This is a genomic window from Paenibacillus sp. FSL E2-0190 (assembly GCF_037992965.1).
Lineage (GTDB): Bacteria > Bacillota > Bacilli > Paenibacillales > Paenibacillaceae > Paenibacillus_AQ > Paenibacillus_AQ odorifer.
Window position 1 is genome coordinate 4,976,054 of record NZ_CP150306.1, and the last position, 19,913, is coordinate 4,995,966.

Genomic DNA, 19,913 nt, shown 5'->3' on the forward strand with positions numbered 1-19,913 from the left:
GTTGCACTAAACAAAATAGAAACGGCTATACCATCAAGTAGTTTATGCTCACCAAAGCCTTGCTGGGCATAACTTTAAGGACGGTATCCGTTTCGGGAAAAAACATTTCAAGAATCGCTTGCCAGTTCATTGTGAATAGCATATAAAGTCTGCAGACGTTCTTCATCGCGGCGGAAATATTCCACCAACGTTTCGATACGTGTAATCGAATCCCAACTCAGGTGGTGCTCGATCCCTTCAACATCATTATAGATAAATTCCTGCTGTACTCCGATCAAACCGAGGAATTCTTCCAATAGTTGATGACGATCAACAAGACGTTTCCCTACTTTTTTCCCTTTGTTGGTTAGGACAAGCCCACGATATTTCTCATAGATGAGATATTCGTCCTTATCCAGTTTTTGGATCATCTTGGTCACAGAGGAGGGGTGTACTTCCAGTCCCTCGGCAATATCCGAGACCCGCGCATAACCTTTCTCATCAATGAGCTTATATATGCGCTCCAAATAATCCTCCATGCTGGGTGTTGGCATTAAAATTTACCTCTTTTCTATAATGAACCTGGCGCCGAGCCAAACCTTGCTCTAACAATGATACATGTTTCTAACGCCCCTTGGCAAGTCCTTCAAGAGAACATGGGGAGGAGTTACCCATGATTGCCATGCTTCTAATGAGACTCAGTTAGGCATAATAAACTTACTCATCTTTCAGAAGGAGCGTGAATTCATGACTATAGTGACACCTGAGACCCCTCCCGTAAAGAGAACCAGAAAAGCTACAGCCCTTTTTGTCCCCGAGCTTGTTTTCTTCGAGCCGGATGCTTTAAATTACCCGAAAGGTGAACGAATCATGGAATGGGTGAAGGCTAACAATATTCCCTATCGCATGACTACATCGCATAACCGTATAATGAATTTCCCGGGTGACACAGAGGTCGAGCAATATAAAATTGCCAAAAGAACACTTGTAGTCGGCCTGCGCAAAACCTTAAAGTTTGACCAATCCAAACCCTCCGCAGATTATGCAATTCCGATCGCAACTGGCTGCATGGGCCACTGCCATTATTGTTATTTGCAGACTACTTTAGGGGCAAAGCCTTACATTCGTGTATATGTAAACACCGATGACATCATTGACGCCGCAAAAAAATATATCGAGGAGCGCAGCCCTGAAATCACGACTTTTGAAGCAGCCTGCACCTCAGATCCGTTAGGACTGGAGCATATTACCGGGTCTCTGTCAGAACTCATCACATTCATGGCAGCGGAGCCCCTTGGCCGCCTGCGCTTTGTGACCAAATACCAACATGTTGAACCTCTGCTCGATTTGCAGCATAACGGACATACCAGAATTCGTTTTAGCGTGAATGCTGACTATGTGATCAAAAATTTCGAGCCTGCTACCTCGCGGTTTGAAGAGCGAATTGAAGCGGCTGGAAAGGTTGCCCGCGCCGGCTATCCAGTGGGCTTCATCATTGCCCCAATTATTTGGTATGACGGCTGGCAGGAAGGCTATGCGGAGCTACTGGCCAAATTAGCCAAGACCCTTCCGCCAGAAATCGGAAAAGGTCTAACCTTTGAAATGATTCAGCACCGATTCACCAAAACAGCCAAGACCGTAATTGAGAAACGTTACCCGAAATCTAAACTAGAAATGGACATGGAGAAACGCAAAAAGAAATGGGGCCGCTGGGGACAGAACAAATATGTCTATCCGGATGAACAGCAAACCGCCCTGCGAGAATTTATCACAGAGCGGATTTTCGAGCATTTTCCGGAAGCAGGTATTGATTACTTCACCTAAAAAATCAGCCAATCCGGCGTTATTCCTTGTAGCCACACTGTGATCCTGAACATTTGATCCGTGAACAGCAAAATACCCATAAATACCATAAGGACGCCGCCAATCTTCATCAGCAGATTCGAATACTTGAGGATACGCTTCACTCCGCCTAGGAAAAAGGCTAAAAGAAAAAATGGCAAAGCAAATCCGATGCTATACGCGGTAATCAATGTAAACCAAGTGCCTGGGTCGCTTGCCGAAAGAGCAATAATTGCCGTCAAAATCGGCCCGATACAGGGTGACCAACCCGCAGAAAAACCAATTCCGAAAATAAAGGAGCCCACATAACCCGCCGGTTTCCATTTTAAATCAAGCTTACGTTCACGAAGTAAAAACTGCGGCTGAAAAATCCCAAGCAAAAACAAACCCATTACAATAATTAGAATCGCCGACAATTGCCGGATCAGATCACGCTGGCCATTAAAGAATTGCCCGAATAACCCAGCCCCAAAACCAAGTGTGTAAAAAACTGCAGAAAAACCTAATATAAATGCCAATGTATGAGTTAGGGTGCGTACACGAACCTCTTTAGAGTTGCTGCCTGATTTTAATTGTTGAACGGATAACCCGGTAATGTACGATAAATAAGAGGGGTACAGCGGTAAACAGCATGGCGATATAAACGATGCCACCCCTGCGGCTAAAGCAATTCCTGCATTGATATTAGACAAAATAGCGGCTCTCCTTCCGGCATTCGAGTCACTTCATGGAGCTGTTTATGGCTCCTTTTTTTCGCTTATCGTCCTTACAAGGACACCGAAGGCGTTTATGCTTGCCTAATGTGATACCGATTACTTAATTCGCTGTTTATGCTGGCAATCCCTTTTTACCGATCAAGGTTAATACCAATAATGATATGAGCAAAAGCACAATAGTTGCACCGGGAGCCAAATTCCAGACTCCAGCTACCACTAGTCCGCCTACAACGGCAATCTCCGAAATAATAACCGCCAGGATGACCGAGGATTTAAAGCTACGGGATAGCAATAAGCTGATTGCGACCGGAATAGTCAACAAAGCAGATACCAACAGCGAGCCTACGATCTTGATGGCTGTGCTAATCACAAGTGCTGTCAGAATGGTGATCAGCATGTTAAGCAGTTTCACCGGAAGCCCACTTACACTTGCTGCATCCTCTTCAAAGCTAAGCAAAAAGAACTCTTTAAAGAACATCGAAACTACCACTACAACAGCTATAGTCACTATGCCTACAACGATCAAATCGGTATTATCGAGCGTATAAATGCTGCCGAACAAATAACTCATTACGTCCGCATTATACCCTTTTCCTAAGGTGAAAAAGAGTGAAGCCAACGCCACTCCGCCTGACATTATAATGGCAATCGACAGCTCCGCATAACTCTTATAAGCCTTGCGAAGCTTTTCAATCGCGAAGGACGCTACCACTGCAAAGATAAGGCCTGCGCCCAGCGGATAAAATCCTGTTAGAAAACCGAGTGCCACCCCCGCTATAGTAACATGAGCCAGCGTATCTCCGATCATGGATAATCGTCTAAGCACAAGAAAAACGCCTATAAGCGGCGCTGTTATACCAATCAGCAGTCCGCCCGCAAGCGCCCGCTGAAAAAAATCGCTAAATAGTATTTCCAACTTAAACTCTCCTTCTTTCGGAACCTTTTCGAACCATTCGAACATTAAAAACCTTTTTCAAACCTTTTTCGATCCCTCCCAAACCCTCCCTTCCAAGGGAGGGCCCCAAGGGCTCTGCCCTCTGGACACCCGTTAAGTGCAACTAGCGTAGGAGTTAGTGTTACTGAACATAGATAGGTCGGGGAAAGATCGCTTTCGTCCCTAGAGGGACACGCTTGTACTTTGGTGGTGCTTAGGATAAGAGAAAACAAGAAATAGGAACAAGGTCGAAATACTCCTAGTAAAAACCCTGTCTACTGACTAACTTCCACACGCAAGTTATGTATGCACTGAGAACAGAGGCAAACCTCTGCTCAGAGTTTAATTATGACTTAAGAGAGCGTGTGCTGCAGATTCTCTTCTGTGCAATTCTGGAGATCATGTGAGTGGCGGGAGTAAAAGTTGATTTTACCATTTGTCTGCACGGGCTCATGACCTAAATAATTTTTGATCATGTCGATATCATGCGACACCATCAGGAAGGTCATATGATGATGAGCATGCATATGGGTAATTAATTCAAAGAATCCCGCTTGCGATTCGGCATCAATACCCACAGTAGGTTCGTCCAAAATCAGCAGGTCAGGATGGTTAATCAGCGCCCGAGCCAGAAAAACACGCTGCTGCTGACCGCCTGACAGCTGGCCTACTCTTTTCTCCGCGATATCTTGTATCCGCATGACTTCAAGTGCATCCTCACATTGACGATGCTGAGCCTTAGATACTCTGCGGATCAGATTCTTGTTATTATATAGACCTGACAGAACTACTTCACGCACCGTTGCTGGAAACAATGGGTTGAAGGCATTCTTTTGCGGAACATACCCGATCCGTTCCCAGTCTTTAAACTTGCGGACAGGCGTTCCGAATAATTTAATTTCACCACTGCTCGCTGGAAGCAAGCCGACGATCATTTTCATCAATGTTGTTTTACCAGCACCATTAGAACCAATGATACCAAGGAAATCTCGTTCTCTTACACTATAGTTAAGATTCGATATCACCTTCTGTTCCCCATATGAAAAAGAAAGATCCTGTATATCGATGATATGCTGATGGCAGTCCAAGGATACCGATTGCATGCTTAAGTACCGCCTTTCCCTTATACTTTCCTTATTATTGTAAGGCCATAATCAGATTTTGCAAATTTTTCTCCATCAGAGTGAAGTAATTGTCGCCGTTCTTCTCTTGCTCCGCAGTAAGTCCCTCTACCGGATTAAGCACCATAGTGGAAACGCCCGCTTCGGCTGCCAGAGTCTTAGCCAGTTTATCGGAGACAAGCTCTTCAAAAAAGATATACTTAATCCCTTCATCTTTTACCATTTTCGCAAGCTTCACTAAATCCTGTCCGCGCGGCTCAGCGTCTGGCGAAAGTCCCATAATCGCATGCTGATCCAATCCATAATCACGGGCAAGGTAAGAAAAAGCCTGATGTGATACTACGATCTTATGGTTGGGCAGCTTAGCAAGCTCCTCTTTGAATTTACTGTCTAACGCCTGCAAACGTTCCGCAAGCTTATTGTAACGCTCTTCATAACCTTCTTTATGCTCAGGATCCACGGACTGAAGGCTTTCTTTAATATTCTGAGCCATGACAATGGCTGATTTTGGACTTACCCAAGTATGCGGGTCTGTATGCAGGCTGTCTACAGAGGCATTACTGTTATGATCCGTGTCCTCATTTTGATGAGACTCTTCCTCACTTGCCCCATGATCATGCCCGTCATCTTCATCGGTCATGATATAATCAATACCTTGACTTACTTCAACCGCCTTAACTTTACTGCTGCTATCAAGGCCTTTTAAAAAGTTAGGAACCCAGCCTTCTAAGCCCGCACCGTTATATAGAAATAGCTGTGCCTTAGAAGTGTTGATAATATCTTGACTGCGCGGTGTCCAATCATGTGGCTCCACACCCACTGGAAGCAGGTTAATAGCATTGATATCTTCCCCGCCAATCTCCTTAGCAAACTCGTAAATAGGATAAAAGGTTGTAACTACATTTACTTTCCCTTCAACTATACTTCCACTGCTCTTAGGTCCGCATGCACTTAGTGTAAATACCAGTACCAGTGCAAGGACGAGCAAACTTATACGTGATTTCATTGCCGCCATTATATTGATCTACCCCTCAAATCGTAAATTTTACTATTAGTAGTATAATAGTAATCGTTACGATAAGTCAACAAAGAAACCTCACTCAGAAGAAAGACGGTATCGTCCTTTATAAAAAAGGAATGCTCCCACAACCAACCCGGCTGAAGGAGCATTCCCTTGTTCAAGCAACCTCATTAAAAAATTTCTACAACAGTATTGTCTTATTTCACTACTGCTCCGTTTGGCATACTGTCCGGCACGGTAGCGATCGTTAGCTGGTCATCTTTAGAAGCCGCCAAAATCATCCCTTGGGACAACTCCCCACGCAGCTTCACCGGTTTAAGGTTTACGATACAAATCACTTTACGTCCCACCAGCTCTTCCGGTGTATAGAATTTCGCGATACCAGAAACCACTTGACGTTGTTCATAACCCAGATCCAGTTGCAGCTTCAGCAGCTTGTCAGCTTTTTTCACTGGCTCTGCAGCAATAACCTGAGCTACCCGCAGCTCTGCTTTAGCGAAATCGTCAATGCCGATTTCCTCTTTATGCTCTTCCACTGGCTCGGAGTCCGCAGCAGCAGGAGCAGCCGATTCCGCCACTTCAGCCGCAGCTTTACCAGCGCCCATAGCCTCGGCAATATAAGCTACCTCTTGCTCCACATCCAGACGTGGGAAGATTGGATTGCCTTTCACCAGCTTTGTTCCTGCCGGAATCAGGCCAAAGGTCTTACCGCTATCCCAAGTCGTTAACTCACCAGGCTCAATACCCAGCTGTTCCCAGATCTTCGCTGGTGTTTGTGTCAAGAACGGCTGCAGCAGGATTGAAGCGGTACGCAGACCTTCCACCAGATGTCTCATCACAGAAGCCAGCTCGGCGGTTCTATTTTCATCTTTGGCAAGCACCCAAGGTTGTGTCTCATCGATATATTTGTTGGTGCGGCTAATGAATATTCCGATAGCTGTCAACGCCACGGAGAACTCCATTTTTTCCATAGCTTCTTCTACTTTGGCATAAGTATTCTCAGCCGCAGCTTGAAGCTCACCATCAAATGCTGTTACATTTCCTTCATATGCCGGAATCTCGCCTGCAAAATACTTTTCAACCATAGCCCCTGTACGGTTCAACAGGTTACCAAGGTCGTTGGCAAGGTCATAGTTAACCCGGTCTACAAAGCTTTCCGGTGTGAACGTGCCATCCGAACCAAACGGTACTTCGCGCAGCAGGTAATAACGTAATGCATCCAAGCCATAACGATCAATCAGTGTCACAGGATCAACTACGTTACCTTTAGATTTCGACATTTTTCCATCTTTCATGAGCAACCAGCCATGGGCAAATACCTTTTTCGGAAGGGGTTCACCAAGCGCCATCAGAATGATCGGCCAGTAAATGGTATGGAAACGAACGATTTCTTTACCAACGATGTGTACATCCGCAGGCCAGAACTTGTCATACAAGGTGCGATCCTCGGAACCATAACCCAGAGCAGTAATATAGTTAGTCAAAGCATCAATCCACACGTACACGACATGCTTCTCGTCGCCCTTAACTTTTACGCCCCAATCAAAGGTTGTACGGGAAACTGCAAGGTCTTCCAGTCCGGGTTTGATGAAATTGTTAATCATTTCGTTCTTACGGGATTCCGGCAAAATAAACTCTGGATTCTCCTCGTAAAATTGCAGCAAACGATCCGCATATTTACTCATCCGGAAGAAATAACTTGCTTCCTTCACCAGCTCAACCGGGTGGCCGCTATCTGGGCTTTTTGCACCAGTAATCACACCGTTGTCATCACGCACTATATCAACTAATTGCGTTTCTGTGTAAAAGGTTTCATCTGGGATACTATACCAGCCTTCATATTCACCTTTATAGATGTCTCCTTGCTGCAGCAACCGATCAAAAATATCCTGTACCACTTTTTTATGACGCTCTTCCGTAGTACGGATGAAGTCATCGTTCGAAATGTCCAGCTTACGCCATAGCTCCTTAATACCAACAACAATGTCGTCTACGAACTGCTGAGGGGTCTTTCCTGCTTCCTCTGCCTTCCGCTCGATCTTTTGTCCATGTTCGTCTGTACCGGTTAGATAACGCACTTCGTAGCCGCGCAGACGTTTGTAACGGGCCATTGCGTCTCCTGCCACGGTTGAATAAGCATGTCCGATATGTAGCTTGTCACTTGGATAATAAATTGGTGTCGTTAGGTAAAACGTTTTTTTCTCACTCATTCAGTAATCATCCTTTCTTATTAAAAAACAAAAAACTCCCGCCCCCATAATGGGGCGAGAGTATAACTCACGCGATACCACCCAAATTTCCTGTCTCTTCACAGAGCGCAGGCTTCGCCAGTTCCCTCGCGGGAACTGTCCATTAACGCTGGATCACGCTGTTATCTTACGTGAACCACAATTGCAGTTCCCGCTCGAACACAGTTCCTCCCGGACCATATTCAATCTAACGCTCCATACCGGATTTCAGCATATTCCGGCTCTCTGTAATGGACGTAACGATTTACTTATCCGTTCTTCGGAATTCATACTATTACTTGTGAATATACCCAATGGTAAGGCCCCATGTCAAGTCGCAGGGGCAGAATCCTTCTCAGCAGATTCATCTTGAAGAGGCGGCACAGGATCAAGTCCTCCAGGATGAAAGGGATGACATCTGGCAATCCGCTTAGCTGCAAGCCATGAGCCTTTCAATGGACCATGGACTTCAATGGCTTCCAGGGCATAGGCAGAGCAGGTTGGATAGAAGCGGCAGGTTGCAGGTTTAATAGGGGAAATGTACCTGCGATACACCCGAATAGGCGCCTGAATCGTTCTGCGTAGGGTCACCATTTCTAAAGTCCCTTTTGTTTATCTGATGCTGCAACTAATTCTTCTTCCCGGTTCTCTTCACATTCTTTGCAATAACCGAACACCTCAAATTTATGCTTGACTACCCGGAATTGATCGGGTGTATCCGTTAAATTCATCGGGCAGAAATTAATCGGGTAGGTCTTTTGGCATTGAAGGCAGATCATATGATGGTGATGATCCTGATGATTGCAGCTTCCCTTGAACTTCACTCCGTCTTCAAAGACAATCTGTTCAAGCACACCAAGCTCTTCCATTACACGAAGATTGCGGTACACCGTATCAAAGCTAAGTCCGCTATACTTACGGCCCATATGCTCATATACATCCTTCGCTGACAAATATCCCTTATTCTCGCCGAATAACTGGGCAAGCGTTTTGCGTTGGTCGGTGATTCGCAGTCCTTGCCCCGACATGACTTCTAATATTTGTTCTGTCGACAGCATACGCTCATCTCCCATAAGATCAGTTCATTTATATTTCACTCTCTTAATAATGCCCCAAAATAAATGCCCCGTCAATGAAGCACCATGAAGCGCCCCTACGCAACCTCTGAATTATTATATTTAAACAAAAGCCCGGCTGCGTATTCCTTTACGGAATATTCAGCCGGGCCTTTATTGTAGATAATTCCCCAATAGAGCTTATAGGGATATTCCTATTTGTTATTTCTTTGCTGGAAGTGGAGTGATGAGGAAATTGACCGGCAAGTTACTGCCTGAAGCTGCTGTGAACAAAATCTCCACAGAACCTCCATACTCACCACTACGATAAACCACACTGTTCATGTCAGCGTTCGAGAGACTTCCCACGCTTGGCATATGCACGATTTGGTTATTAACCATAACCGGCCCCATATAGTTACCGCCACGTGGATTAAACGTAATCAATGAGTTTGGTGCAACATTTTCGAATCTGATCTTGTATAATACCCCGAAATTACCGGCATTGGATGCTTCCGTACCTGCCATGGGGTCTACGCCAGCCAGGTTCTTATCACTGGAATTATCGCCTAGCAGAAGTTTTGCAGGAGTTTTTCCTACCTCATCGGTAACCGTGATAATACGAGTAGAATCTTCGTAAGTTCCCCGATTATGCACTCCGTCTCGATCCAGAACTGGAAGTGTTGGAAGTGTAGTCAGTGGATCTTTATTCGCATCAATCAACATGACATTATAATCGATTGGATAATCACTAAATAAGTCCGCTTGAAGTGAAACAATTTCACTTGGTTTCATAGCAATTTGGTTTAGATCGGTCAGAATTGAGACACTTTCCCCTGGTTGCAGAACAATCGTTTTATAATGCTCATTTGTAAGCATAGATTTCCAATAACGTTCTACAGACATTTTACCAGTACCTTCAGGATATGTGCTTGGGCCTGCAAAGCCCACATATTCGGTTGTAAGCGTCGTTGGGTACAAATTGTTATTCGTAGCAATCACATACACTTTAGCTTTAATATTCAGGTTATTCTTGTGGTGAATCAAGAAGCGGGTTTTACCCAAAGAAGTCTCACGGTAAGTAACACCTTCTGTATACACCGTTTCTGGGCTGTTGCTGCGAATTAGTTTATAAGGCTCGGAAGAAAGATTATAAGCTACTTGCTGCCAAGTAGGGACCATCGATCCATCGATGCTAAACACACTGCCCGGAGATGCAAATAATCTGTTGAAATCTTCTTTACTGTACAAGATTTCATCCGAAATATTAACGGTTTTCTCAAACGTGCTGATCGCGCCATGTGAATCTTTTACTTGGACAGCAATTGTCGCTGGACCCGGAGTAAAGAAAGCCTCGGCCTTGTTCGTCCAAGTTACGGTAATTTCATCACCATCAGGATCGCTACTTAGATCGGTATAAGTAATCATTTCACCCATCTTGTATGAATCCTTGTCTGTAGTGAAATTAGCAACTGGAGGTGTATTAGGTTTAAGCACTGTGATGGTCATGGTGTAAGGATCACTCCACTGTTGATTCGCATCCATTACGGAATAGGTTACTACATAATATCCTGGTTGATCATAGATATCCTGCTTGTTACCTCCCCAGCTTTCATCCACAATAGCTACACCATTTGGTGACGAGCTGGAGGTTACGAAGGTCACTGGTTCACCGGCGTAAATTTCAGTTGGCACTGTGAAGGAAGCTTTAGGTTTGTTGTTTAATGTAAGGATTACTCGTTTTTGCACATTATCAACGGTATATGGAATGCCCAGTGCTCCAGTTATGGATGTCAATGGAACCATGAAAGTCCCCTTGTATTGGTAAGCTGGACCTTTCATCGTCTTCTTCTCACCATTAACTGTATAGACCTTGCTGTCGGTCTTAAAGCGCATAACGTCGCTTCCCTTGGTAACAATGGTTTCTTTCGTTTTATAATCATAAACGTATTTCACGCCTACACGTTCTACCATAGCCCGGATCGAAACGTAGGATACGCCGTTTTTCACTGCCATAGGCTGATTAGCTAAATATTCCTGGCCGTTCTGATACATTTTGTTGCTGTTCATCATAAGAATAAGCTGACTGTTAGCCACAGCACGAGCACCATCTGTTGTTGTAGGTTCTGTAGTAACTCCAGGAGTTGCAGTCGGAAGCGGTGTTGCAGTAGGTGCAATTGTTGCTGTAGGTTCAACAGTAGCCGTAGGATCAACTGTCTCTGCAGGAATTGGAGTTGGTGTTGGTGTCGGTGACACTACTCCTCCTGGCGTCTCCGTCGGCAATGGCGGCAATGGATCGGTAGATTCTGGCATTACCTCCGGCGCAGCTGAAACGACTGTCCCAACTACAGTAGTATTACTTGGGGTATTATTGACAGCTTCAGCAAAAGCCGGCACTGCCGCGGCGGCCTGAGATACGGCCAAAACAGCAACTAACGTTAACTTTTTCAAATCCATGATATAACTCCTCTGCTCCTATTTGTAAATATAAGTAGGTCTCTGTCTTTTTCATACTCCTCTTATATTCCCCGCAAAATGCTGCCACCCACGGTAGGGCGGCAAAAAGCTTTTGCCACGATCGTCATAACAAACATAGTATTAGACGCATACCACCATAAAAAGTTTCATTATTAAGTAAAGAAAGATTAACGCTGTATTAAATAATGTTGGACAACCACGCTGTTTCCCCTGAAAAAAATGAGATTTTTTCTATAAATATGTTTATTTTTCGTCTGACTATATTCGCTTTCATTTGCTTTTGTTACAATGTATGGAAGAATATCTTTTACATGCGAGGGATAACATGTCCAAAAAAATCTCCATCCTCGTTCAATTAATCATGGGCTTCTCTCTAATCATCTTCACCATCGTAGGATTCACCATTTTTTTGTCCTACCGCTCTTCCTCTCAAGCTGTTCTAAACCGCTCCAACCAATATATCCTGGAATCCGTCAAGCAACTTCAAGGTAAAATGGACGCAATTCTTCAGGATAACGATAAGCTTTCTTCTACGATCATGTTCAGTCCCTTGATTCAAGAAACCTTGGGAGACTTAGCGTTGTCACGTTCACCTCGTACAGACGCCATGGAAATTACTCGTTACATAGATCAACAGACACGTTCCATAAACTCTGACATCCAGTTCAAGCTGCTCGGGCTGTCCGATGATCAGGTGTATACCAACAGCAGTTCCTTAAAGGTCATATGGGACAGCGAAAAGGAAATCCGCGATGCTTATTGGTTTCCGGCTATAGCACAGAATAAAGGCCGAATGGTCTGGTTCGGTGTAGATGTATGGCAGAACGGTAATATCCCTGTGGTGATGGGAGCCAGACAAATTAATGATTGGAATGATCTAAACCGGTTAGGAACCCTGTTTCTTGTCCTCCCTGTCGAGGTTATCCATAACGCTGTCAGCCAATTTCACCTCGGCAAAAATGAGAAAATCCAAGTTGTTGATTCATTTAATACCATTGTCTATTCCACAGATCCAAAAGAAATTGGACTCTATATGAACGACGGGCTTCTAAAACAATTCAGCAATCATAAAGCCAGAATCATTCCACAAAAAATAAACTCACGCAATCTGTTCGTATCCTATGCCTATTCCGACTATAGCGAGTGGAGCGTTTTTGCTTACATTGATTCTAAAGACGCTGTTAAAGATTTAAATACGATCCGCCGGAATATAATTTTAATTGGCCTGCTGGGGATGGGTGCTGCCCTACTATTCACTTTCTTTTTCTCTTGGACCCTATCCAAGCCCCTTCGTAATCTGGCAACCAAGCTGAGCAATGTCGAACGGGGAACTACTTTACCTTTTGTAAAAACAACCATGAACAAAGAAATGGCTATCCTTTATTCAAGCTATAATTCGATGCTCCAAAACCTGGATCATACTATCGCTGACCTATCCAGCAAACAAATCAGTGAAAAGCAAGCTCAGATCGTAGCACTCAAAGCGCAATTCCGCCCGCATTTTCTTTATAACACTTTGAATACAATCTATTGGTCGCTCGCCAACAAACGCATGCAGGAAGAGTCCCAAATGGTACTCGCTCTAAGTGATCTGCTCCGCTATAGTATTGACCGCGGATCCGAATTCGTTACAGTTGAGGAGGATTTAAAGCAATTAGAACGGTTCATTTTTCTCCAGAAGCTGCGCTACGAGGACAAATTGCAGATTGATCTTTTTGTAAATCCTGAGGTTATGAATGGCCAGCTAATGAAATTAACCCTTCAGCCACTTGTCGAAAATGCCATTACTCATGGACTTGAACCCACACTTCGGGAAGTATGGCTAATTCGCATACGTGCCTATAGTGAAGGAACATCTCTGGTGTTAACTGTAGAAGACAACGGGGACGGCATGAGTGAGGAAAGTATGGCAGACGCATTAGTCGGCGGTGAGGTTAATCCGGAGAAGCTGCTTCATACCGGAATTGGACTATCTAATCTAAATCATCGCATAGAGCTGATCTACGGACAGGAATTTGGTCTACAGCTATCAACAAGCGAGCTTGGTGGCTTATTTGTGAAGGTCACTGTTCCATTACAGTATGATCAAAGTTAAGGGGGCACAACGATGAATGTGTTAATCGTGGACGACGAAAGTTTTGTTCGCCGTTCTCTGTCAGAAATGCTGGGAAGTGCGAATCACAATTTTAGCATTATTGGCTCGGCAGAGAACGGTTTAGAGGCTGTGCAATTGTTAAAAGAGCATATGGTTGATCTGGTGATATCCGATATCCGAATGCCCGGCATGGATGGGCTGGAACTTGCAAAGCATATCCATGAATGTTATCCAGACACTGAAACCGTGCTGCTCACAGGTTATCAGGATTTCACCTATGCCAGTCAAGCCATCCGTTATGGTGTAAAGGAATATTTGGTTAAACCAAATTCAGTAGAACATATTCTTGAAGTCGCAACAGGCGTATATGAACGTCTTCAATTGAAGAAACAGCAGAGGCAATTAACGCAGCTAAGAGAAAAAAACCTTCGGGAGAAACGCTTATCTGATCTTCTTTACGGCATCCCGTTACCCTATTTTGAAGAACAACTTATTCCTCCTTTTCATTCCTTTGTAGTCGTAACCGTAAACCATCTTGGAGTGGGCATGCCACAGAACTGGTCGGAACAAGCCATGTATGCAGCGGTTATAAATATATTAGAAGAATGTTTTGCGCTGTATGCCAACGTTGTTGGCATTCAAGAGGAGCAGGAAGCCATCATGCTATTATTCTATCCTCTTGAGCAGCCTAACCGCGTTGATGAGGTATTGACACAAGAGCTGCTGCATAAGCTATCGGGCATTCTGAAATCGCCATTCTGTGCAGGGGTCTCTAACCCTCACTATCAATTGGGGGCACTCGCAACCGCCTATCATGAGAGTCTGGAAGCTTGTCAGCAGGTCAAAAAAGAGAGTACGCCATCCGTTATCTTTTTCAGAGACCTCTCCATGCAATCGGCTTCTCCACAGCTCACTGAACAACTACAAGTAAAGGCAACGCGCAGGGTAATCTCTATGATGATTGAGGTTATGAATTCCCGGCTCCAAGAAAATCTCTCCCTCAAGATGATCGCAGACGAACTGTATATGAATCCTACCTATCTCGGCCGATTGTTTAAAGATGATGTAGGGGAACCATTCTCTAGCTTTCTTACCAAACTTCGTATTCAAAAAGCTACTGAATTATTAGAGAATGTTACTCTCAAGGTATATGAGGTTAGCGAATTAGTAGGCTTTAAGGATCCTGCGTATTTCAGCCTCATTTTTAAGAAATACATGGGGATGACTCCTCAGGAATTTCAGAAGCACAACAAATAAAGCAGAGGTGTGTTTCTCTTGAATGTAAATGGTAAGTTGATTACTGTCCTATTAACATTTGGCTTGTTACTTAATACAAGTGGTTGTCAGCTCTCCCCTTCCAAGGAAGATACCGCTTTACAAGACCCGATACAGCTGAACATCTGGCTCACTGCTGGATCAGGTCTTGAGTCGCTCATTGACCAGTATCAATCCCAGCATCCCGAGCTAGAGATTCATATTCAGACCTCCACCTCCACGCAGCTTCCAGCCAAGCTACAGACCTCATTCGCAGCTGGATACAGTTCGCCGGATGTGGCTGCCATTGATATTAGCTATTTGGATCGCTTCAAACAGTTTCCTGATTATTTTTATAATCTAAACACTTTTGATGCTGACAATCTGAAGGACCAATTTCTGAATTGGAAGTGGCAGGAGGTGCTGGGTAATGATTTTATTTTTGGATTACCAACGGAAATTGGTCCCTATGCCATGTTATATCGAACGGATATATTCGCATTATCAGGCCTCCCTACTAAACCAGAAGAAGTGGCTAAAGAAATCCAAACTTGGGATCAATTCCTTGAAGCGGGCACCAAAGTACAGGAGAGAACAGGAAAAGCTTTTGTAAATGACTTGGAGAACCTCTATCTCACCCTTCTACGTCAGTCCAAGCTTCAATATTACAGTCCCACAACACAAGAATTGATCCTCGACAATAATCCAGCGGTCAAACGAGCCTGGGACTTCTCAATTCAAGCCCTTAAGCTAAATCTGTCCGCCAGTATTGCAGTGGATACCCAACGCTGGGGTGCAGGCCTGCTCAACGGAGATTTTGCAGTCATGCTCTGTCCGGCTTGGATGATTGGTCATATCAAGAGCAGTGCTCCAACTGCCAGCGGTTTATGGAATGTAACACAAATCCCAGAAAACAGCGCTAATCGGGGAGGCTCCGTTCTGACCTTACCAAAGACAGGTAATCATCCTGATGAATCCTTTGCTCTTATTAAATGGCTAACCGAACCAACGCAGCAATTGGTTTCTTTCAAGGTACAAGGGGCTTTCCCTTCCACCCCCGAAATCTATGATGACCCAGAGATCCACGATCTGCATGATCCTTATTTTCCTAATTCAGAGCTTGGTCTGACCCTTTCGTCAGCAGCAAAAGCAGTAATTCCCACCTATTACGGCCCTCATCATGCTGACGTGGAGACAAGCATGCTCGAATACTTGACCAAAGCTGAAAAAGGCGAGCTAACTCCTGAACTGGCTTGGAACCTTGCTGTTCAAGCCGCAAAGCAAATAGACAGCTCCTTCCGCTAAGTACTATCATAAAAAAGGCTCTCCCCGGCTAAATTAGCCTGCCGGGGAGAGCCTTTTTTAAATTCATTTTCGCTTTATTTTTGCGCAGCCAGGAAAGCATCCAGCTGTTTTTGTTTCTCTGCAATAATCTTATCGAGCCCTGCCTTTTTCAGCTTATCAGCATACTTAGTCAGTACGGTATCAGGATCAACAGAACCCGTATCCAAACTGATGTCGTATTCATCCATTACAGCTTTACAAGCAGCCATTTCAGTCTTCATTGAGGAGGCATCGAAGTTGAAACCAAGCGCTACAGAGGCTTTACCTTTAGAGTTAAAGGCTTTGAATTGTTCCCATTTGTCTGGAGCTTCACTTTCCCACACGGGGTTCAGGAATTGACTTCCAAGCATCCAAGCTGCAGCCGTATTATAATCAGCTGTTTTATCTGTAGCTTTGATCGTATCACCACTTACGACTTCATAGTGCACACCTTTTATACCGAAAACAAGCAGATTGTTGATATCTTTATCTGTGTGCAGGAGATCTAACACCATCATAGCCCGGGCCGGATCACCAGAGGAAGCAGAGATCGCAAGCATCGATCCAGCAGCATCACTTGTAGAAATCGTTGGATCATTGAATGCAATTTGTTTCAGCTTGCCAACCAAGCCGGTAGCGTTAGCCAGCTCACTATCTTTACCCGGTTTAAGCGATTGCACTGTCATAAAGACATTGCCAGCCTTCATTGCATCCTGAGTCGAATTTGTAGCAACAGCTGCGTCTTTGTTAATGTAACCTTTTTTCATATACTCACGAGTAAGTTTAATGATTTCTTTATAACGATCCATCTCAATCATCGATTGAATCTTAGTATCTGAGGAATCTTTAAGCAGAACACCAGGAATGGCAGCATCACCAAGGGTATCGTATTGTGCCATGTACTGTGAGTTAAAGGTCTCCCCTTGTTTGAAATACAATGGAGTCAGGTCAGGTCTTTTCTCCTTCACTACTTTGAGAACTGCATCCAGATCTTGAATGGATTTCACATTCGACATATCGATGCCCAGTTCATCCGCAATATCGGAGCGATAGACAACCCCACCTTGTGCAGCCAGCTCCTTGTTTGTAGGAACAGCATAATTCACACCATTGATCGCTGAACCTTTTAAGAATTGTGGATCCAGATTTTTTAGAATCCCTTGGCCGTATTCATTTAGGAGATTACCATATTTGCCACTATCGTCATTAATCGGGAGATAAGCGCCTTTAGCTGCATTCGTTACGTAGTTCTTCCATTGAGCTGTAAAGATGATATCGAATTTTTCCTGACTCGCAATTTTCAGATTGACATCATTGTCCCATGGACCCCAATCGATCGGTGCGATATCCAATTTGGCGTTGATTTTAGGTTCCAATAACTTATTGATTTCATCTTCTACAGCTTTTTCATCCTTTTGCACGGCACCGACATAAATTAACTTGACGGTATAAGGCTCCAATTCTTTTGCCGGTTCGGCAGTAGGATCTGCGGCTGGCTCATCCGTAGCAGCAGCATTGGTAGCGGTTGCATTTTCGCTTGGAGCAGGTGAAGCTGCTTCATTATTCCCGTTATTCCCACCGCAGCCTGCTAAACTAAGACTCAGTACCATCGTTAGCAATAGTGTCATTAGTGCGCTTTTTCTAACAGCTTTCATATACACCATAACCTCCCTCAAAATATTTATATATGCTGAATCGGCCGTTCACACCTTAGCATAAAGCGGCCGAATTAAGCCATTACAATCGTCCTTAACCTTTGACAGCACCCACGGTAAGCCCTTTAATAAAATACTTCTGGAAGAAGGAATATACAAACACGATAGGTCCGATACCAATAACAGCCATCGCCATTCTTACCGTTTCTGTTGGAATATTGATTTCTACACCCTGTGCAGCCAAGGCAGCCATCGCCTGAGGACTTGCTGTCAGGAATTGAACATTCAGCATCGTCTTATACATTAGGTATTGTAAATTGACATGACCTTCGGGTGAGATAAAGATCAAACTAAGGTACCAATCATTCCAATAGGCCAGGGTCTGAAACAAACCTACTGTAGCTAACACTGGCATAGACAAAGGCAAAATAATTTGAACGAAGATCCGGAATTCTGGTGCCCCATCGATCTTAGCAGATTCGATTAAAGCTGGCGGTATGGTATTGGCAAAAAAGGTCCGTAAGATGATAACAAAGAAAGCAGAAACCAGCAGCGGCATAATTAGAATCCATAACGTATCCTTCATATGCATCATTCGCGTGTAGACCAGATACCAAGGCACAAGGCCCCCATTAAACAACATTGTAAAAAACATAAAAAATGAGAAGAAATTACGATGTGGAAAATCTCCACGTGAGATAGGGTAAGCGTACATAGCCATAATGATAAGACTCAGAATCGTGCCCACCACAGTCACAAATAACGAAACGGAAGCTGCATCGATAATTTGCCAATAATCTTTTAACAGAAATTCATAAGAAGAAATATCCCACTTGTTAGGAAAAAAGCTGTAGCCGTTCTGGATAACGGAATTCTCGTCCGAAAACGATACAATAACTACGAGGATCAGCGGCACCACACAAATCGCTGTGTATATCCAAAAGAATATATTAATTAGCAAATTAGATATATTAGATATTTCATTGGGTTGTCTTTGCCGTTTTGTGCGCTTTCCTGTACGCCGTGACGACCCTATTGCTGTTTCTGTCTGGCTCAACACTCCCACCTCCCTTTAGAATAAAGCATCATCTTTACTGATTCGCCGCACTGCTAGATTCGCTAAGAAAATCAATAGAAATCCTACAACAGATTGAACGAGACCCGCGGCTGAAGACATTCCTATATCACCGATTGCGAGGAAGGTTTGATATACATATGTGTCGATAACCTGCGTCGTCGAGTATAACGCTCCTGCATTTCTCGTAACCTGAAAGAATAATCCGAAGTCTGCGTTAAAAATCCTGCCTATCTGCAGCAGCGTCATTACTATAATAACTGGGCTGATTAGCGGCAGTGTAATTTTTCGAATCTGCTTCCATTTAGAAGCTCCATCAATTAGTGCAGCCTCATAATATTCATTATCTATTCCAATAATAGCGGCCATATAAATAACCGTTGTATACCCAATCTCTTTCCATATCTTCACGATTACTAGAATCCCAGGCCAATATTTGGACTGTGAATACCATTCGATAGGATCCACCCCAAAGAACGGGAGTAATGTCTTGTTCATGAACCCATGCTCTGCACTCAGAAAGCCGTATACTAAGTAACTTACGACGACCCAAGAGAGAAAATAAGGGAGAAACATAGCGCTTTGATGGAATTTCGATAGCCATCTGCTGCGCATTTCGTTAAACATAATTGCGAAAGCCAGCGAAAAAAATAGCGTCAGTATAATAAACGCTGTATTATACAATAACGTATTCCTCGTAATGATCCAGGCCGTCTCCGTCGAGATTAAATATTTGAAGTTCGCTAACCCGACCCAATCACTACCCAGAATCCCTTTTTGGTAATTGATATCCTTAAATGCAATTACCGTCCCTAACATCGGTATGTAATTATTGATGATTAGAATCACTATCGCAGGTAACATCATCAAATAGAACACCCAATATTTCTTCATTACTCTAAGAAAATTCGGCGTTCTTCCCCTGCCTGGTTTCTTTACTTCTGACAAGCTGACGGAAGGATTCGTCACACTCATTTTTGGTTCCCCCATTCTCCATCATCCCATTCTTAAGCCCCAATTACTCTTGCTTGCCTAACGTTTTGTGTATCCTCCTTACACTCTAATTAAAACATATGATAATTTATGGGAGTATAGGGAACATATTATATTTCTATAAAAAAAGAGACGATTATCCTC

16 protein-coding genes and 1 other annotated feature are annotated in these 19,913 nt (G+C 43.9%); of the genes, 4 read left to right on the forward strand and 12 right to left on the reverse strand.

Annotated elements, in window-relative coordinates; genetic code table 11:
• Positions 1-107 precede the first annotated feature (107 nt).
• Positions 108-533 carry a transcriptional regulator MntR gene (gene mntR, locus NST25_RS22055; RefSeq protein ID WP_036682880.1) on the reverse strand — a complete coding sequence of 142 codons (426 nt, stop codon included), beginning with the start codon at positions 531-533 and terminating at the stop codon, positions 108-110.
• A gap of 193 nt (positions 534-726) precedes the next feature.
• Here mntR and splB point away from each other — a divergent pair, with 193 nt between their 5' ends.
• Entirely contained in the window at positions 727-1,803 is a 1,077-nt protein-coding gene (gene splB, locus NST25_RS22060; RefSeq protein ID WP_340392486.1) for a spore photoproduct lyase, read from the forward strand.
• On the opposite strand, the gene NST25_RS22065 is transcribed toward splB, so the two are convergent.
• The 8 genes from NST25_RS22065 to NST25_RS22100 form a co-directional block, all read right to left on the reverse strand.
• On the reverse strand, positions 1,800-2,513 hold the full coding sequence (locus tag NST25_RS22065) for a cytochrome c biogenesis protein CcdA (protein ID WP_076129637.1): 714 nt from the start codon (positions 2,511-2,513) through the stop codon (positions 1,800-1,802). The two genes, splB and NST25_RS22065, sit on opposite strands and share 4 nt — an antisense overlap.
• A gap of 136 nt (positions 2,514-2,649) precedes the next feature.
• Positions 2,650-3,453 carry a metal ABC transporter permease gene (locus NST25_RS22070; protein ID WP_036682884.1) on the reverse strand — a complete coding sequence of 268 codons (804 nt, stop codon included), beginning with the start codon at positions 3,451-3,453 and terminating at the stop codon, positions 2,650-2,652.
• A gap of 371 nt (positions 3,454-3,824) precedes the next feature.
• The gene (locus NST25_RS22075; protein ID WP_036682888.1) at positions 3,825-4,574 is read right to left on the reverse strand and encodes a metal ABC transporter ATP-binding protein; all 750 of its coding nucleotides are present in this window, start codon (positions 4,572-4,574) and stop codon (positions 3,825-3,827) included.
• Between the two features lie 34 nt (positions 4,575-4,608).
• Positions 4,609-5,607 carry a zinc ABC transporter substrate-binding protein gene (locus NST25_RS22080; protein ID WP_248548416.1) on the reverse strand — a complete coding sequence of 333 codons (999 nt, stop codon included), beginning with the start codon at positions 5,605-5,607 and terminating at the stop codon, positions 4,609-4,611.
• A gap of 203 nt (positions 5,608-5,810) precedes the next feature.
• A complete protein-coding gene (gene metG, locus NST25_RS22085) occupies positions 5,811-7,823 on the reverse strand; it encodes a methionine--tRNA ligase (protein ID WP_340010843.1) in 2,013 nt (670 codons plus the stop codon).
• A 47-nt stretch (positions 7,824-7,870) separates the two neighbouring features.
• Positions 7,871-8,131, reverse strand: a binding site (T-box leader).
• Positions 8,132-8,171: 40 nt separating this feature from the next.
• On the reverse strand, positions 8,172-8,435 hold the full coding sequence (yidD, locus tag NST25_RS22090) for a membrane protein insertion efficiency factor YidD (protein ID WP_036682893.1): 264 nt from the start codon (positions 8,433-8,435) through the stop codon (positions 8,172-8,174).
• Positions 8,436-8,437: 2 nt separating this feature from the next.
• Complete coding sequence (locus NST25_RS22095) at positions 8,438-8,899, reverse strand: transcriptional repressor (protein WP_036682896.1); 462 nt, start codon at positions 8,897-8,899, stop codon at positions 8,438-8,440.
• Positions 8,900-9,118: 219 nt separating this feature from the next.
• Entirely contained in the window at positions 9,119-11,353 is a 2,235-nt protein-coding gene (locus NST25_RS22100) for a copper amine oxidase N-terminal domain-containing protein (protein WP_248548414.1), read from the reverse strand.
• A 346-nt stretch (positions 11,354-11,699) separates the two neighbouring features.
• Between NST25_RS22100 and NST25_RS22105 the strand changes: the two genes are divergently transcribed.
• From NST25_RS22105 to NST25_RS22115, 3 genes are read left to right on the forward strand one after another with little or no spacing between them, the layout of a single operon-like run.
• Positions 11,700-13,469, forward strand: a complete 1,770-nt coding sequence (locus NST25_RS22105) for a sensor histidine kinase (RefSeq protein WP_036682901.1) — start codon at positions 11,700-11,702, stop codon at positions 13,467-13,469.
• A gap of 12 nt (positions 13,470-13,481) precedes the next feature.
• The gene (locus NST25_RS22110; protein WP_340392488.1) at positions 13,482-14,726 is read left to right on the forward strand and encodes a response regulator; all 1,245 of its coding nucleotides are present in this window, start codon (positions 13,482-13,484) and stop codon (positions 14,724-14,726) included.
• Between the two features lie 18 nt (positions 14,727-14,744).
• Entirely contained in the window at positions 14,745-16,028 is a 1,284-nt protein-coding gene (locus NST25_RS22115; protein WP_340392489.1) for an extracellular solute-binding protein, read from the forward strand.
• Positions 16,029-16,102: 74 nt separating this feature from the next.
• On the opposite strand, the gene NST25_RS22120 is transcribed toward NST25_RS22115, so the two are convergent.
• From NST25_RS22120 to NST25_RS22130, 3 genes are all read right to left on the reverse strand, one after another.
• Positions 16,103-17,701, reverse strand: coding sequence for an ABC transporter substrate-binding protein (locus NST25_RS22120; protein WP_076134514.1), 1,599 nt, complete (start codon positions 17,699-17,701; stop codon positions 16,103-16,105).
• Between the two features lie 94 nt (positions 17,702-17,795).
• On the reverse strand, positions 17,796-18,758 hold the full coding sequence (locus NST25_RS22125; RefSeq protein ID WP_235219483.1) for a carbohydrate ABC transporter permease: 963 nt from the start codon (positions 18,756-18,758) through the stop codon (positions 17,796-17,798).
• Between the two features lie 15 nt (positions 18,759-18,773).
• Entirely contained in the window at positions 18,774-19,766 is a 993-nt protein-coding gene (locus NST25_RS22130) for an ABC transporter permease subunit (RefSeq protein ID WP_305953563.1), read from the reverse strand.
• Positions 19,767-19,913: the final 147 nt, after the last annotated feature.